This is a genomic window from Lysinibacillus sp. VIII_CA, from assembly GCF_049943995.1.
GTDB lineage: Bacteria > Bacillota > Bacilli > Bacillales_A > Planococcaceae > Lysinibacillus > Lysinibacillus pinottii.
Window position 1 is genome coordinate 38,189 of record NZ_JBNFXM010000012.1, and the last position, 16,464, is coordinate 54,652.

General features: G+C 37.5%; 20 protein-coding genes. 10 read left to right on the plus strand and 10 right to left on the minus strand.

Annotated elements, in window-relative coordinates; genetic code table 11:
• Positions 1 to 232: 232 nt before the first annotated feature.
• Together ACP3VS_RS15905 and ACP3VS_RS15910 are read right to left on the minus strand one after the other, a co-directional pair.
• Entirely contained in the window at positions 233 to 1,786 is a 1,554-nt protein-coding gene (locus ACP3VS_RS15905) for a flotillin family protein (RefSeq protein ID WP_012293584.1), read from the minus strand.
• A gap of 15 nt (positions 1,787 to 1,801) precedes the next feature.
• Positions 1,802 to 2,332 (minus strand): hypothetical protein, encoded by a 531-nt coding sequence (locus ACP3VS_RS15910; protein WP_036161135.1) that lies wholly within the window; start codon positions 2,330 to 2,332, stop codon positions 1,802 to 1,804.
• A 386-nt stretch (positions 2,333 to 2,718) separates the two neighbouring features.
• Here ACP3VS_RS15910 and ACP3VS_RS15915 point away from each other — a divergent pair, with 386 nt between their 5' ends.
• A complete protein-coding gene (locus tag ACP3VS_RS15915) occupies positions 2,719 to 3,090 on the plus strand; it encodes a hypothetical protein (RefSeq protein ID WP_012293582.1) in 372 nt (123 codons plus the stop codon).
• A gap of 87 nt (positions 3,091 to 3,177) precedes the next feature.
• Here ACP3VS_RS15915 and ACP3VS_RS15920 read toward each other — a convergent pair whose 3' ends face one another.
• The gene (locus ACP3VS_RS15920; protein WP_012293581.1) at positions 3,178 to 3,912 is read right to left on the minus strand and encodes a hypothetical protein; all 735 of its coding nucleotides are present in this window, start codon (positions 3,910 to 3,912) and stop codon (positions 3,178 to 3,180) included.
• 157 nt (positions 3,913 to 4,069) lie between these two features.
• Between ACP3VS_RS15920 and ACP3VS_RS15925 the strand changes: the two genes are divergently transcribed.
• Positions 4,070 to 4,264 (plus strand): hypothetical protein, encoded by a 195-nt coding sequence (locus tag ACP3VS_RS15925; RefSeq protein ID WP_036165948.1) that lies wholly within the window; start codon positions 4,070 to 4,072, stop codon positions 4,262 to 4,264.
• A gap of 117 nt (positions 4,265 to 4,381) precedes the next feature.
• Here the strand turns inward: ACP3VS_RS15925 and ACP3VS_RS15930 are convergent, their stop codons facing one another.
• The 4 genes from ACP3VS_RS15930 to ACP3VS_RS15945 all read right to left on the minus strand — a co-directional run bounded on the left by ACP3VS_RS15930 (position 4,382) and on the right by ACP3VS_RS15945 (position 8,514).
• On the minus strand, positions 4,382 to 5,173 hold the full coding sequence (locus ACP3VS_RS15930; RefSeq protein ID WP_036165945.1) for a GNAT family N-acetyltransferase: 792 nt from the start codon (positions 5,171 to 5,173) through the stop codon (positions 4,382 to 4,384).
• The gene (abc-f, locus tag ACP3VS_RS15935; protein ID WP_036165942.1) at positions 5,166 to 6,968 is read right to left on the minus strand and encodes a ribosomal protection-like ABC-F family protein; all 1,803 of its coding nucleotides are present in this window, start codon (positions 6,966 to 6,968) and stop codon (positions 5,166 to 5,168) included. The genes ACP3VS_RS15930 and abc-f overlap by 8 nt, the downstream gene beginning before the upstream one ends.
• Positions 6,969 to 7,072: 104 nt before the next feature.
• Positions 7,073 to 7,213: an RAxF-45 family protein gene (locus ACP3VS_RS15940; RefSeq protein ID WP_012293577.1), complete on the minus strand. Its 141-nt coding sequence runs from the start codon at positions 7,211 to 7,213 to the stop codon at positions 7,073 to 7,075.
• 272 nt (positions 7,214 to 7,485) lie between these two features.
• Positions 7,486 to 8,514: an AbrB family transcriptional regulator gene (locus ACP3VS_RS15945; RefSeq protein WP_036161126.1), complete on the minus strand. Its 1,029-nt coding sequence runs from the start codon at positions 8,512 to 8,514 to the stop codon at positions 7,486 to 7,488.
• A gap of 223 nt (positions 8,515 to 8,737) precedes the next feature.
• On the opposite strand from ACP3VS_RS15945, the gene ACP3VS_RS15950 reads away from it, so the two are divergent.
• The 6 genes from ACP3VS_RS15950 to ACP3VS_RS15975 all read left to right on the plus strand — a co-directional run bounded on the left by ACP3VS_RS15950 (position 8,738) and on the right by ACP3VS_RS15975 (position 12,643).
• On the plus strand, positions 8,738 to 9,187 hold the full coding sequence (locus tag ACP3VS_RS15950; RefSeq protein ID WP_031417941.1) for a LytTR family DNA-binding domain-containing protein: 450 nt from the start codon (positions 8,738 to 8,740) through the stop codon (positions 9,185 to 9,187).
• 1 nt (position 9,188) lies between these two features.
• Positions 9,189 to 9,593: a DUF3021 domain-containing protein gene (locus ACP3VS_RS15955; protein WP_036165939.1), complete on the plus strand. Its 405-nt coding sequence runs from the start codon at positions 9,189 to 9,191 to the stop codon at positions 9,591 to 9,593.
• A 5-nt stretch (positions 9,594 to 9,598) separates the two neighbouring features.
• Positions 9,599 to 10,519, plus strand: coding sequence for an ABC transporter ATP-binding protein (locus ACP3VS_RS15960; protein ID WP_036165936.1), 921 nt, complete (start codon positions 9,599 to 9,601; stop codon positions 10,517 to 10,519).
• Complete coding sequence (locus tag ACP3VS_RS15965; RefSeq protein WP_036165932.1) at positions 10,519 to 11,394, plus strand: ABC transporter permease; 876 nt, start codon at positions 10,519 to 10,521, stop codon at positions 11,392 to 11,394. Before ACP3VS_RS15960 ends, ACP3VS_RS15965 begins: the two co-directional genes overlap by 1 nt.
• 134 nt (positions 11,395 to 11,528) lie before the next feature.
• Positions 11,529 to 12,284, plus strand: coding sequence for a DUF2087 domain-containing protein (locus tag ACP3VS_RS15970; RefSeq protein ID WP_012293570.1), 756 nt, complete (start codon positions 11,529 to 11,531; stop codon positions 12,282 to 12,284).
• A 17-nt stretch (positions 12,285 to 12,301) separates the two neighbouring features.
• Complete coding sequence (locus ACP3VS_RS15975; RefSeq protein ID WP_036162625.1) at positions 12,302 to 12,643, plus strand: GIY-YIG nuclease family protein; 342 nt, start codon at positions 12,302 to 12,304, stop codon at positions 12,641 to 12,643.
• Between the two features lie 66 nt (positions 12,644 to 12,709).
• On the opposite strand, the gene ACP3VS_RS15980 is transcribed toward ACP3VS_RS15975, so the two are convergent.
• From ACP3VS_RS15980 to ACP3VS_RS15990, 3 genes are all read right to left on the minus strand, one after another.
• Complete coding sequence (locus tag ACP3VS_RS15980) at positions 12,710 to 13,084, minus strand: MmcQ/YjbR family DNA-binding protein (protein WP_031417935.1); 375 nt, start codon at positions 13,082 to 13,084, stop codon at positions 12,710 to 12,712.
• Positions 13,085 to 13,182: 98 nt separating this feature from the next.
• Positions 13,183 to 14,001, minus strand: coding sequence for a YitT family protein (locus tag ACP3VS_RS15985; RefSeq protein WP_012293567.1), 819 nt, complete (start codon positions 13,999 to 14,001; stop codon positions 13,183 to 13,185).
• 83 nt (positions 14,002 to 14,084) lie between these two features.
• Complete coding sequence (locus ACP3VS_RS15990; protein WP_426389239.1) at positions 14,085 to 15,383, minus strand: M48 family metallopeptidase; 1,299 nt, start codon at positions 15,381 to 15,383, stop codon at positions 14,085 to 14,087.
• A gap of 481 nt (positions 15,384 to 15,864) precedes the next feature.
• Between ACP3VS_RS15990 and ACP3VS_RS15995 the strand changes: the two genes are divergently transcribed.
• Both ACP3VS_RS15995 and ACP3VS_RS16000 read left to right on the plus strand, forming a co-directional pair.
• Positions 15,865 to 16,179, plus strand: coding sequence for a LysR substrate-binding domain-containing protein (locus ACP3VS_RS15995; protein WP_426389241.1), 315 nt, complete (start codon positions 15,865 to 15,867; stop codon positions 16,177 to 16,179).
• Positions 16,180 to 16,287: 108 nt separating this feature from the next.
• Positions 16,288 to 16,416: a hypothetical protein gene (locus ACP3VS_RS16000; protein WP_426389203.1), complete on the plus strand. Its 129-nt coding sequence runs from the start codon at positions 16,288 to 16,290 to the stop codon at positions 16,414 to 16,416.
• The last annotated feature ends 48 nt before the right edge of the window (positions 16,417 to 16,464 follow it).

A 16,464-nucleotide genomic window follows, 5' to 3' on the forward strand; every position in this document is an offset into this window, starting at 1 on the left:
ATATTTTTTAGGTGTTCTGTTGATTTCATTGCCAAGATACCAATACATCGGAAATTTTTTCCTGCTTCACTTAATGTGTTCTTTTCCTGATATCTCAAACTGCATCATTAGTGAAAGAACATTTTGTCATAAAAAAATCCCTATTAGATAAACAGATTTTTTGATCTGTCTACCTAATAGGGAGCCTATCACAATTAGAGCTGCAGTTTTTCTTTAAGTAAATTTAGGTTGATTAGGATTGCTCTACAGTCTCTTTTGTTTCGACAGCCTCAACAGGTGCCTGCTTTTTTTCTAAGCCTAGGGCAATTTGCTCTAATTCTGGACGCAATGTATGCTTACCAGCATAGCTCTCGATCAGTTCTTTCACATCAATGCCAGAAGTTTCTTTCAATGTCTCTTGTAGTGTAGACATTAAATTAGTCGCATAGGACGTTACTTTATTTGCGCCACTACCTTCCCCACCACCAGTATCAACGACTGTAATCTTATCGATATTACCAAGTGGGCTCGCTAGCTCTTTTGCATATTCCGGCATCATGCGCACAACCATATCCAGTACAGCTGCTTGACCATAATATTCAAAGGCTTCGGCAATTTTACGTTTAGCTTCAGCTTCCGCAAGACCACGAAGGCGAATAATATCTGCCTCTGTTTCTCCTTGTGCTCGTTCTGCATCAGCTTTAGCAAGACCATCCATTCTGATTTTTTCCGCTTCCGCTTTTGCTAAGGATTCAATACGGTATTTTTCTGCATCTGCTTGTGCAAGCTCTCGCATTTTTTCGGCAGCTGCATTTTGTTCCACCGCATAACGATCAGCGTCAGCCTTTTTCTTCACCTCAGAATCATATTGCTTCTCACGACGTAAAATCTCTTTTTCTTCTAATTCAATTTGCTTTTGACGCTCTATAATGCGAATTTGCATTTCTTGCTCCGTCACTTCCTGTTTAGCACGAGCTGTTTCGAGCTCATAGGCTTGGTCAGCACGCGCTTTTGCTATATCTTGCTCACGACGGAATTCAGCAACCTTTAATTGATTTTCTTTTTCCGCTTCCGCAATTTCTGTCGCACGCTCTAGTTCTGCCTTTTGCGCTTCCTTCGATGCTTCTGCGCGTTTAATACGTGTTTCTTTTTCCGCATCTGCTGTCGCAATATCAGCATCTCGTTTTACTTGAGCGATTCTCGGTTTACCGAGTGAATCTAAATAGCCATTTTTATCTCGTACATCCTTGATCGTGAAAGATACAATCACAAGACCCATTTTAGCTAAATCCTGAGAAGCAACACGTTGTACCTCCTGTGAGAATTTATCACGGTTTTTATAGATTTCCTCAACCGTCATGGAGCCTAAAATTGAACGTAAATGACCTTCTAACACTTCACGTGCTTCCCCTTCACGCTCTGCCTTTTGCTTTCCTAAAAACTGCTCTGCTGCCGTTGCGATTTCAGAAATAGAGCCACCTATTTTAATAATGGCTGTACCATCAGCCATGACCGGAACACCCTGCTCCGTATACACTTCAGGCGTTGTCACTTCTAGTTTGCTAGATAGTAAACTTAATGGCTGTGCTTGCTGGAAAATAGGGAATACGAATGTACCGCCACCGCGAATAATTTTTATACGATTCCCCGACTCATCTTTATGTACATTTTTAGAGCCGAGATAGCTACCCGTCACAATCAGTGCTTCATCAGGACCTGCTGTTTTATATTTTGATACATATAAACCTACTAGTGCTATTAATACAAATGCTACAATTCCTAAAACGATTAAAATTTCGATTGACATAGACTCATCTCTCCTTTAGACAAATTTTTTCTCATATGTTCTGACGAAAAGCGTACCATCCTTCACATCCACGACAAGTACGGTTTCATCATAGTCAATGGCTTCATTATCATAGCCTGTTGCCCGCTTCGAAATCATACCACTTGTGGTTTCAATGACAACCTCTCCAAAGCCATCTACAGGTATGGGTACAATGACTTTTCCCAATTGTCCACCTAGTGATTCTTCCGTATAAGCCAATGAAACATCTGCTGACCGTAGTGGAACGAGAACAAATAAATAAAAAAAAGTACTTAAAATAGCGCCGATGATACATGCAGCAATAATGTTCCAAACGCTAGAGAACCAGGCTAGTTTTTCTAAAATAAATCCTGCTGCAGACATCAATGTAATGAAAGAAAGAATGACACTCGGATTAAAAATGGGCAGTCCTTCCCCAATACCTTCAACTGCATCACCAAAAAACATAACTAGTATTGTGGCAAGACCAGAAAAAATCAAAACCACCAAAAAGATTTGCTCGAGTGAATAGCCAAATAGCGTCAAGTTGCTCACCCCTTTTCATCATATTACCTACTATACGGATGTCACTTAGAAAAAGTTTCAAAAATTTTCAAACTTTTAATATTCCCCTATTTTTACATATTTATAGTGACTAAGTGCAATGTTATAAAAGTATAGATGGAGTGGGTAGAAAGGAAGCTTCTATTCATCATAAAGAGTACCTGGAGATTATAAAATGGAAAGCGCAAGATTCATTCAGCTTCTAGTATTATTTTGCTCTTTCACCACAGACTACAAAATTATTGAGGGTTATCTTGTATTATTTTTACTCTATTTATAATTTTCCCTCTAATATAACATAAATCCATTCCCATCTAATAGAACCATGTTACAATAGAAAGGAATTATGGCAACTAAGGAGATATAGCATGAAGCTCTCGACGATCTTAAATTTCTTTATTCTAGTATTTTTCACATTATTATTTGTTAATGATTTCTTCCCTGACACAACGATTGCAACGATCTTGACTAAAAAAATGATTCTTCTTATATTAGTCGTGCTAGTGATCATACAGCTTGCCTTAGATAAAGGTCGATATAAAAAGATGTCTAAGAAGGCCTATATTGGTTTGACTCTGTATACAGTTGGTTTATGGATTGTATTGACTTTGCTCGGTGGACAGTCACAAATTGGTTTATCATTTACTAGCCCACTGTTCTATATCATTATCGTATTGCTTGGGCTGGATTTATTACGGATTTCCCGCCAAGCTAAGCGCGATCAAACCGAGGAAAAATAAAGAATGGGCTCATCGGCTTGAACTGCCACTTGCTCATACATAAAAAGCATGTCACCGACTGGAATTCCAATCGGTAGACATGCTTTTTTAAGATTCTAGTACATTTAAAATCTCATCCAATTCATGAACGGCTAAATCTAGGCGTTCCTTTGCCTCGATATTTTGTTGTTTTAAATGATTAAACTCTAATAAATTGTTTTCATGCTTTAATTTGATAGAAGATAAGCGTTCAATTCGTGTTTCTACCTTTTCTATTGCTTGCTCACAGACTGTTGTCCAGAGCTTTTCTGAATGCTGCATTTCCGTTGTTGATGGGTTATGCTGACGCATAATTCGTGTGTAAATGACTTCTATTTGCTCGATTAATTCTGTATAAAAATGACGTTCAACGCGAGTAGTTTGGAATGTTGGATGCTCTACCTCTTTTGCATATGGTGTAATTTGACGTAGGAGCTTTCCAGCATTTTCCCCGAAGGCATGCGATAAATTTAAAACATTCATTAGTTGCAGCAATAAACGGATTTCTTCAAGATTAATCAGCTGTGAATCAATGCTTTCCTTTAATTTTAAGGATTCCATATAACGGCGATCAAAATGCTCAATTTCGCCGTTGCGTTGCTCTACTAGATGTTCACTTGCATTGTCTTTTAAGCTTTTAATATAGCGAATCGCATGATTTTTTAGCTCTTCTGGTGACAGCAAGTTGTCATTGTCTTGTTGTGGTTTTCCTCGTTGAACATACGCAAATGCATCCATTTTTTTGGGCCATTTTGCTGCTGAGGTTTCTTTTGAGACATTATAGCGTATATAAATTCCGTGCATTCCATATCCTCCAAGTCCATAAACAAGTATCTCTAAAGACAATAAATCGAATACGGTATTTTTTCAAGTAAAAAACTTATAATCCATGAAAATTCCTCTTTTATAAGAATAAAACAAATTTCCTGAATAGTCGATACTATTCAGGAATTTTACTAGCTTGCATTCAAAATTATATCCTTTGACTAGTTTAGTACCTGCACCGATATACCATGGCGTAGCTATTAATAGGGAGGAAGATTTCGATGTCGTAATGAGCTATCGTGCAACTGGTGAAACAAATTTTGACCTTTTAAGAAATCGACCTGTTGTGAAAGAGATTCAAATTGATTTGACCGAGCTCATGGCCGATTAGCTGTTATAACAGACCATGACCCAAGCGTCATGTAATTATAATTGGCAAGTACAGTTCTAAAAAACCCGCCAACTTCTAAACCTTACAGGAAGTTGGCGGGTTGCTATTTATGTTAGTTTAAGAATTTTCTCGTATATTTTGAATACTTTTTCCTTCTGTAAATGCATGAATGGATGCAATGGATCCAATTGATTTAAAATTTGCCCTATCATAGACTTTAGCAACTTGATCGTTAATTGGCCATATCCATAGCTGCTCGAGCTTTTGATTCACTGATTGTTGTTGGATATGCTGCAACATATAGCCGATTAAACCACGTCCTCGATAGCTTTCAATGGTTGCTACACTCTCAATTCTTCCTTGCTTTCCTGACACAAACATACTAGCCGTACAGCATGGCACCCCATCTAGTTTTAATAAATAGTACGTAAAGCTTAGCGAAGAATAAGCTTGCTCAAAGGCCATTTTAATTAATTCAGGATCTCCAAAGGCAGAAATGCTCATTTCCACTGCCATGGCTTCGTCTATATTTACATCTGTTACTCGTTCAATTTGGATGGCTGGATGTGGTGAGAGTTGACTAAACTCACCATTCCAACACTGAATTTCATTGACAAACTGCTCATACTGAAAGCCATGCGTCTCTAAAGCCTCCATACATGCTTGATTGTCCTCAAGATTATATAAATACAACCGCGGGATAAGCGACTTAGATTGATAGAACATTTTTATATCTTGTAAAAACTGAGCAGGATTTTCAATCTTTCGCCAAACATGTGCATGATTAGCATCATAATAAGTTGGGATTGCCTTATTGTAGAATAAAACTCCTTCTTGACATACTTCCATCTCACTAAAACTCTTTACATAATCTATATCTAGCTGCATAATGCGTTCTAAATTAAGCATGTTCCGTTCCCTCTTCCACCCATTTTTTATATAATTCCTCTATGTGCTGTTCCAGCTTTTGCCGTTGCTCTTCAACAAGTGAAGGTTCCTCTAGTTTTGCCTCTAATTTTTCAATTTGTTGTTCAATGGATAGCTCTTTTTTGACAGGTTGTATTTTAGGCACCCGTTCATTTACAACTTCTTTTTTCTTAGAGAGTTCCTGTAGCTTTTGTCTAGCCCACTCGTAATCTCCTTCAAACACATGAATAGTTTGATCCTTTAGCCATGCTGTTTTTGTAAATATTTTTTGTAAGAAATAGCGGTCATGGGACACACCAATAATAGTTCCTTCAAAGGATTCTAGCGTTTCCTCCAATACTTCTCTTGCTTCTATATCTAAATGGTTCGTTGGTTCATCCAAAATGAGCACATTAATATCCTCATGCATTAATTGAGCTAATCGAAGGCGCATTTTTTCTCCACCGCTTAAATTCTTCACTTGTTTGAAGACATCATAGCCATAGAACAAAAATCGTGCGAGAATATGGCGCGCTTCAGCCTCAGACACCGCTACATTTTCTCGAAAGGCATCAATTAATCGGATAGCTGGATTTTTATGTTCAAACTGTTGAGACAGATAGCCAATTTTCACATTACTGCCTACGTGGCAAACACCTTGGTTAGGAACGACCTCCCCTAGCATCATTTTTAATAAAGTTGATTTACCACTACCGTTGGTCCCAACAATCGCAAGTCTTTCTCCAAAATAGATAGCCAGATTACTGTCTATCAATAAAGGCTTATCATAGCCGTGGTGTATGTCTTGTAATTGTACTACCTCTTTGCCGCTACGTTCAGCCATCGTTAAAGCCAGATTCATTTTCTTTTTTGAGAGTGGCTTCTTCACCCGTTCGATACGTGCTAATGCTTTTTCCATACTTTTTGCTCGTCTATGCATAGAAGCATTTGGTGGATTTGCTTCATTAGCCCATTGTTTTAAGCGTTTTATCGTTTCTTGCATTTTCTTAATTTTCTTTTGTTGCTCTTCATAATCAGAAAATTGTTGTTCGATCTTTGCCTCTTTCTGCGCAAGAAATGCATCGTAATTACCGCTGTACGTAAATGCCTCTCCATCTTCAATTTCAATTATTTTATGTGCAATCTGATTCATAAAATGTCGGTCATGAGATACGACAATAACAATCCCCTCAAAGCTGCGCACATAATTTTCAAGCCATTCGATTGCCTGCATATCAAGATGGTTCGTTGGTTCATCTAATAATAAAATAGCTGGCTGGCTCAATAAAATTTGCCCTAGCATTACCTTCGTCTTCTCGCCTCCACTTAAACTACTAAACGGTTGCGCCAACATTTCCATAATACCTAAGCCATTAGCAATCATCGCTAATTGGGCTTCCACCTCATAGCCCCCCTGTAGCATGAATTGCTCCTGCACTTGCCCATATTGCCATAAAATTTTATCCGTTACGGTTGACTGCATTTCTTGCTCCAGTATCGTCATTCTAGCCTTTAATGCATAAATATCAGCAAATGCCTCTTCTAATACTTCCTTCACTGAATGTCCTGGATAATGTGGAATTTGATGTAAATAGCCAATCGTGGCATCTTTACTTTTTATGATACGTCCTCGATCTGGCATATCTATACCCGATAGAAGCTGCAATAAAGTTGTTTTACCACTACCATTTACCCCAACAATCGCAACATGTTCACCACTATTTACTTCCAGTTGTAAATGCTCAAATAATATATTGCCACCCATAATTTTTTGTATTTGCTCAGCTTTCATTTGCATCGTTTTTTCCTCCAATGAAACGCGCGAAAACATCTAGACAACACAAAAAAGACTGCTCATTAACAAGCAGTCTTCTTCTCATTAAAATGTGTGAAAAAGAATGGTTAATTCGCTACGTTTGTTATTTGATTTTGCTTAAAAATGGACAGACCTATCCCGTTGTTCGCAAAATCGAAAGTAATGACGCGTGCAAAATACATAGCCGTATCCACTTTTACACATGCGTCCGTAGCGTTTTTATTCATTCTTTTTCACCTCCGTTCATTATAGTTAAACATATAATACCATTTTTCAGATTTTTTGAAAAGGGGCTAAATTAACAATCGTTTTATTTTATAAATATACAAACTGGCAATCTAGTTATATACCAGTAAAAAATAGTAATTCATTTAAGCATGGATGCTATTAATAGCGCAGCATTACTGCTAACAGCGAATGCCGAAACATTGCAGGATTTAATCCATCAATTGAAATATAACCAGCAAAAAAACATGAGGGATTAATTGATAACTATCCTTCATGTTTTCACTTTTTTTACAAACATTTTGACGACAGGCACAAGGAAAATTGAAATCACTAGGATTCGGAAGAGTTGAAAAGCTGTGACGATTGTCACATTGGCATGTACAGAAGCCGCAATAATCCCCATTTGATCAAGTCCCCCAGGCACAATACTTAAAAAGCCTGTCCTAAAGTCGAGACTGTATAAACTTTTCATTAAAAATGTTAAGCCATACGCTGCCCCTATATAAATGCCAGCTGATACAAATGCATAAAAAATATGCCTCTTTGATAAATGTAGATCTTCTTTTTTCAACAATAACCCGATATGGATTCCAACCATCAATTGAGCAATATGTAGAAGAGATACGGGGATTCTAGGCACTTCTATCCCCACCATATTAATTCCCATCAATAAAAATACGGGGCCAAGCATATAACCTGTTGGAATTTTAAGCTTTTGAGCAATCCACCCTGCTAAGCCACAAACGATTAGTATACCGACAAGGCCCCATGTATACATTCCGTTGCTCATAGTGCTGTTTCCACCAACATCTGTCAACATGAGCGGGACAAAGCCGACGATTAAAAGAACACGGAGGATTTGAAAGAATGTAATGACCACCATATCCATATCGCCTTGCTCCTCAGCAAAAGCCACAACCTGTGCCATGCCACCAGGTACACAGCATGTCAATGCCGTTGCAAAATCCAAATCTGTACGTTTGGCTACTAAATAACTGACACCAAAAAATAACAATATAAAAATCACATTTATAACGACAATACTCCCTAAAAAAAGCTTAATATCCTGCACCGCTTCTGGAGTAAAGGCAAAGCCGATAGAATACCCTGCTACGATTAAACCAAAATTACGGAAGGAAGAATGCCATCTCAATTGTACATTGGTCGACAATTGCACGATAAGTACCGCTGTAATAGCGCCTAGCAACCAAGGCATTGGTATATGAAGTAGTTGAAAAACGACAGCACCTATGAGGCCAATGCATAATGTAATCAATATATGCCTACCAAAAACAAACATACTAGCAACCCCTTACAACTAGATAACAATATTATGACGTTTCTTAACCTTTTTTTCTATTGAAGCGACTTTTGTATGGTTTGCTATCGTTCAAAAATGACCTCTTATCGATAAAATTGAACCTCTTATCCAATAATTTACCTTTGCTAAAATTTTCTATGCTACATTATTATTACCTGATTCAGCGTTTTCTCCTTGATGGGGAAAGTAAAGGAGGTCTCCTATGAAAATTCATTTAACGATTCACCATGAACTTGAAGAAACAGAGGTTCATATACATGCGAAAGAATACAACGAACAAATTGAAAGACTCATGCAGCAATTACAAGCGTCCCAAACTACTATGCTAGATGGGTACTTTCAACAAGAAATTCATCTACTAAAAATTACTGATATTTATTCCATCTATGCAGAGGATGCCAAAGTATTTTTACAAACGAATGAGCAAGAGTTTGAGTCTAAACGAAAATTATATGAACTAGAGGCACAGCTTTCAAAGGACTTTGTACGAGTAAGTAAATCTACACTTGTCAATATCCATAAAATCTCCTCTATTCAAATGGGCAAAATCGGTACAACACAATTACTGCTTGAAAATGATGTAACCATTCATGTTAGTCGTAAATATATAAAAGAATTGAAGCGACACTTAGGTATTGGGAGGGATCTATAGCATGAAATATATAAGCATGATGATTATCGGACTACTCATATCCCTTAGCTCTTCTTATGTCTTAGTGACATTTAGCGTCCTATCAAATAATGCGATGGTGTCCGGCACAGAATTACTGGAGCAAACTGTAATTGCAGCCATACTTGGCATTGCCATCGGACTTATATCTGGTATTTTTGAGATTGAATCCATTCCTTTTATGGCGCAGCTACTCTTGCATTTAATCGCTGTGACAATCTGTGTTTTAATTGCTGGCTATTTTGGTGGCTGGTTTATGCATTCTGGTGTGAAATATGTGCTGCTTTCTGAAGCCTTTATTTACATCATCGTTTGGTGTATTCTTTATATCCTTCAATTAAATGATATTGAAAAAATAAATCGAGAAATCCGAAAGAGAAAGGAATAATCTAGATGACCTTCGCGGTAAAAGTTGAGAATTTATGTAAACAATATGGTGACCACCATGCGGTTAACGACATTTCATTCACAGTTGAACGAGGTACCCTCTTTGCTTTTTTAGGAGCAAACGGTGCTGGCAAATCGACAACAATTGAAATCCTTTGTACTTTATTAAAAAAATCCAGCGGCAATGTCACTATTAATAACTTTACACTAGATGTCAGCAATCATAACGCAGATATCCGTAAATCCATTGGTGTTGTGTTCCAACAAAGCCTATTAGATGATCGTTTAACTGTGCAGGAAAACATTCTACACCGAGGCAGAACCTATGGATTGTCAAAAACACAGCTTGCTGAAAACTATCAATTTGTTTCCTCCTATTTGCATTTAGAGGATATAGAAAAGCAAAAATATGGAACATTATCAGGCGGTCAAAAAAGACGAGCAGACATTGCACGTGCACTTATTCATCGTCCAACTATATTATTTCTAGATGAACCTACAACTGGCTTAGATCCACAAACACGACAATTAGTTTGGCAGGCCATCAAGCAGCTCCAACTCGAAACGAATATGACTGTGTTTTTAACAACCCATTATATGGAGGAAGCAGCAGTCGCCCATCAGGTCCTTGTATTAAAGGCAGGAAAAATTGTCGCACAAGGTACGCCTGATGCGTTGAAAACAAAGTATGCCTATGACTCTATGGCCGTTGTTTTCAATAATCCAATAGACGGTGTTAAATGGCTGGAAGAACACGCCATTTCCTATACCGAGAAACAGGAGATCTATACAATCCGTTTGGAGTCCACCCTACAAGCTCTCTCCCTTTTAAAGAAAGCGGAGCCACTCATCGCCTCCTTTGAAGTGATTAAAGGAACGATGGACGATGTCTTTCTTCATATTATGGCAGAGGGGGATGTTGCATAATGGAAGCCTTAATGAGCTTAGTACAACGAAATAACAAAGTATTTAGGCGAGATAAAACACAAGTGTTCTTCTCTCTACTATCGGTGATTATCGTCATTGTGCTTTACGCCGTATTCCTCCAAAAAATGCAAGTAGATGCCATTGAACGAATCACGGAAGCCACACCTGAAGTGATTACCATGGTGAACGAATGGGTTGTAGCAGGGTTACTATCGATGATTGCCGTTTCAACAACACTTGGTGCATATAGTATTGCCATAAAGGATCAGGAATCAAAGGCAATGGCCGATTTTTTAACTGCCCCTCTTTCCCGCGCCACCATACAAATGAGCTATGTACTCAATGCATTAATAATTGGCAGTATTTTTTCCTTTATCGCATTAATTGGCTGTGAAATTTTTATAGTAGCAACAGGCGGTAAGCTTTTAAGCCTTACACATTTTGTTCAAGTACTTGGCATTATCTTATTATCTGTCTTGCTCGCAAGTGTCTTGAATCTATTTCTTTCCTTGTTTGTGTCGACACAAAATGCCTTCTCAACATTAGGAACTATTGTCGGTACACTACTCGGATTTTTATGCGGTGTTTATGTCCCACTTGGTGCTCTACCAAGCTTTGCACAAAATTTAATTATGTATTTTCCGGTTAGTCATACTACATTACTCTTACGAAACACATTTATGGAAAGCTCCATTACCAATATCTTTGAAGGTACACCGGTCTCCTATGTGAATGACTATAAAATTAATTATGGTATTGTCTATGAGCTTCATGGTAATACCCTTCATGCCTCAACGAGCATCCTCATTATCGTTGGTACAATACTCATCCTAGCAATTGCCTCCCTCCTTTTGTTTAAAAGAAAATATAAATAAATAGTTGCCAACGTTTTTACACATCGTTTAGAAAACGATGTGTTTTTTATTGCTTTATAACAAACAATTTGTTATTTTAATAATAAATAAGCAAACAAATATAAAAATCGTTTGTTTTTAACGGAGGATTCCTAATGGATGTAAATGAACTATTTTGGCAAGCGCCTATCGATAATCTAAAAAAGGGTTATATCGACGATGAGACACATTTCACTTGTCTACTATGTGGAGAAGAAATAGAAAAAGGAATTATTTACCCGTACGATGGCTTACTGTATGAAGCCGAAAAAATGATGCAGCACCATATTACAATTACACACCAGTCTGTATTTCATTACTTAAATGGACTCAATAAAAAAATGACCGGCTTAACTGAGCATCAAAGTCATATTTTACGCTTATTTTATGAAGGTAAATCAGATCAGGATATAAAAAAAGAATTAGAGATTGGCAGTGCCACGACTATTCGTCATCACCGTTTTGCGTTAAAGGAAAAAGAACGCCAAGCCAAGACGTTATTAGTAATGATGGAATTACTGAAGGAACAAGATCGAAAGGAGGATACGTTTGTGTCTATTCATAAAACAGCTACAATGGTTGACGATCGCTATAATGTCACTCTCTCAGAAGAACAACAAGTATTAGCGAAATTATTTCCACATGGTGTTGGTAAGGAGCTAGTTCGTTTTCCTAAGCGTGAAAAACAAAAAATTATAGTACTTCGTGCCATCTCAATGCTTTTTGACAAAGAAAAACAATATACGGAAAAAGAATTGAATGAAATCATCAAACCCATGTATGAAGACTATGTTCATATACGCCGTTACTTAATTGAATACGGTTTTCTGGACCGTAAAGCAGACGGTAGTGCTTACTGGGTAAAAAAATAAGAAGGCAGGTCATGAAAATGGATCATAAAAAAGAACTAAAAGAAATGTATAAGGACATGAAAATTGAAGCGGGTGTTTTTACAATGACGAATACACAAACAGATAAAGTATTTGTCGGTAGCTTTAATAATTTGAAACGGTTAAATGGTTTTCAATTTATGCTCAAAACTAATACACATACGAATAAGGAGCTTCAGGCGGACTACAATTCATTTGGTCAAGATGCCTTCGAGGTGAAAATCGTTGAGTATTTAAAGAAGAAGGAAGAGGGTTATTTCGATGCTAAAAAAGAGCTTGAAAAGCTAGAGCAAAAATGGCTCGACACACTAAATCCTTATGGTGAGCGTGGTTATAATTGATTATAAAATAAGCGCATTTACCAATAATCAAGGTAGATGCGCTATCCCTTACTCATAGGAGTCTTGTTATTCTTTTGCTTCCAATAGGTAGATTTCCTGCTGTGCTGTTTTCGTTAATTTACTAAAAACAAGTTCATACGAATGCTTAATAAGATTCTCTACCAAATCCATCGGGACATCTTCAGCATCCATATAAATGGAGTTCCAATGCGTTTTATTCATATAGTAGCCAGGTATAATGCTGGCATAGGCTTCTCTTAATTCCTCTGCTCGCGCAGGCTCACATTTTAACGTTAGCACTGGCCTACCTGTGGTATTTCCTCCAATCATGGCATACATCTTCCCGCCTATATGATAGCGATCTGCTTGCCATTCTTCCTTATAGTCATACGTTGTTCCTTGCAGCTGAAGACAATTTGCATGAATCGTTTCCTTTTCCATTTCCATTCCCCTTCCAAGATCAACTAGTTACCTCTAAAATAAAAAAACACACGTTCGATTATAATTAGTATAATCGAAATCATGTGTTGAGAATAGCGTTATTTACTTGTACCACGATCAAACATCCCCATCACCTCGGTTGTTTGCAAAATATTCACAAACGACTTAGGATCGGTTTCCTTAATCGTACTTTTTACATCAGCCAGTTGATAGCGTGTAATAACCGTAATTAACACTTTACGGCCTTCGCCAGAATAGGCTCCTTTCGCATCGATAATCGTTACCCCTCGATGAAGCTTTTCTAATAACTGCTGTTTGACCTCTTCGCCTTTATTCGTAATAATCATAAGGGTTAATTTAATATGGCTTGTATGAATCGTGTCCACTACTTTTCCGGTAGCATAAATGGAAACAAGCGTTAATAGCGCTGCATCCCAGCTAAAGACAAAGCCGGAAGCTGCCACTACGATACCATTCATAGCAGCAATTAAAGTACCAAGCGGAAAATCACGTTTACGGCTTAGTAGCATAGCAATAATATCAAAGCCTCCAGAGGAGCCTGCTGCTCGGAAAATCAACCCCATTGCAACACCTACGATGACCCCACCAAATAAGGAAGCAAGAATTGGCTCTTGTGTGGCCTTGTAAATCGGAATAATATATAAACTTACTGATAAAACAGCCACCGATAGAATTGTATAGCTAATAAATCGTTTCCCAAGCTTCATCACACCTAAAATGAGCAGAGGTAAGTTCAATAGTAAGTTTAATACCCCGGTATTCAACGGCGTTATAATCCCAAGCATAATAGCAATACCGCTTAATCCCCCACTTAAAATTTCATGAGGAATTAACAAAAAATTATAAGCAAAGGCTACTAAAACGGAAGAAAGTGTAATAATAATCACATTACGCATGATGATGTCCCCTATAAACGACCAAATTTTGATACATCTTTTCCATAGACTACCCAACTTACTTACTGAGAAAACCTATTTACTTACTTTTTCTTCTGTTCTTCCTTTAAAGGCCCCTCTTGTTTCTGTTCGCCATTATCAGCGACCTTATCAATACGCTCCAGCATTGGAGGATGTGTATAACGGAACCATTTCACCAAAAGCGGTGGATTGACCTCGCTTAAGCCTGAAATGGTTAGCTTTTGAAATGCCGTTACAGCCGCTTCCCGATCATTCATCAAGTTAATCGCATATTGATCTGCTCTCGATTCCTGGTATCTGGATACATAATTAGACACGGGATTGGAAGCAAATAATAATATGGAAGTAATTAGTAAAAATAATGGGTAGGAGCTAATATTACTAATTTTATTAATGTTGAATACCTGTCCATATCGTGAAGCTAAGCGTCGCATAATTTTGGCGGTTAGCCATAAACCAACTAAAGAGAGTAAAAGATAGCCTACAATGCCAAAATAAATATGTTTTTCAACATAATGCCCCATTTCATGCGCCATAATAAACAAAATTTCATTATCCGTCAATCTGTTTAATGTAGTATCCCAAAGAACAATTCTTGAATTGCTACCGATCCCTGTCACATAAGCATTTAGGGCATTCGTCTTCTCAGCCATATTCACCTCGTAAACATGCTCTGCTGGGATATGTGCCTGGGTAGCAAGTGAAAGTATTTTGCTTTCCAGCTCTTTATTTTTTAACGGATAAAAATCATTGTACAAAGGGTCGATCACAACTGGCTGAATAAACATCACAAAAATTGAAAAGGGGATGATTAATAGCCATGCATAGAGCCACCATCTTTTTTCACTCTTTTTAATGAGCCAATAGAGCACTGTCACTATGATCAAGGTCATTCCAAAGTTCACCCAAAAATCAATGACACCATCCTTCATCCAAGATCCAAATGCTTGCGTGCTGATGCCATAGCTTTTACTGAGATAATAACGATAATAGTCCAGTGGGAATAAAACGACATAGACTAGTAATGACAATAAAAATAAGTAGGTTGCATTTTGCAAAAGCTTCCACTTTGTTTGGGATGTGCTCACTTTCTCAAAATAACGTGAGACACCAAACAGTAATATCATGAAGTAAACAAGCCATTCCAAGGGAGTAGCTACAAAAAATAAAAAGTTCCGTATTTTTGAGTATTCACCACTTAATAATAGTTCCTTACCAGACATAAACATCACTGGATCAGCAGCAGTTCCCTGTAAGGCACTTGGAATTTTGCCCCCTCCACTGTGGAATATATACCAGTACATACAAAGCACGTAAACACCGAAAAATAGTAGCGCAACAATGCCGATTTTTTTAGCTATATCAATTCCCCCTCATATCAAACAAAGTTCGTCCTATAGTCAGTGTAAGCGAAATTATCAAAGTTAGAACAAATATGGACTACTTTTTATCATCTCTTTTTTGCAAGAAAAAATTCGCTCCATTTCTAGCAATGAGGACCATATATCCTTCTCATTGTTTTAAAATGTCGTGAATTTAAGATAGTGCTTATTATTTATCCATTACAAATGTTGTTTTCCCACGTTGATCTTCACTTAAATAGCTTGCGGATAATAAATGGTATCTCTTTGTTTCCTCGTAATAAGTAAGCATCTGCTACAAGCTTTTGCCCTTCATCTGATAAATCAACCTATGCTTTTGCTGCTCCTGCATGTTTCGCTTCGCTATATTGAAAAGCTAATAACTGGCCATATTGGCTCCCTACGACTAGGAGCAAGCGGATTACCTGCACATATTTTTATGCCAGATTTAATTCATTAAGTTTCACTGGCTTATCCAGAGATTCGTATTTCGTTAGAGGTAAAAACAGCTCCTGAAATTGAAAATAAAGTGGCGCTTCAGGAAATAGATTTTGGGCTCATTAAGGGAACTAAACAGGAAAATACTGCCCTTCAATACGAGACAATCGGAGAGGATTCCCTTGTTTTGGCATTCAGTCCAACACATGAACTTGCTTCTAAAAGAGCATCACCAAAGAGGATGTTCTTAAAAATAAGCTTTTATTGCATACTTCTTCTAGCTCCACGAATCACTTTATCGAAAAGTGGATGGACCCTTTTCAGCCTTCTACTTATACCATCGAATTGGATTCTGTGAGTACAATAAAAAAAGGCTGACCTTCTTAAAGAACTTAGCCTTCGTTTCTGATGCCTTAATTGAAGAATAGTTAAAATCAGGTCTACTAATGAAAAGGATTTACAGGATGTGACGCTTCAGAGAAAGATTCAATTTATATATCCTAAAACTCGTTTAGATAATGCCATTGATGAGTTTGTCAAAATGTCGATTTACAAAGTAGTACAGCGATTAAAAATGTCTTCAGTTCTGACATAATTCCACAGATAGCCGTAATAAAATGCAATGGGGATATATTTATTAGAA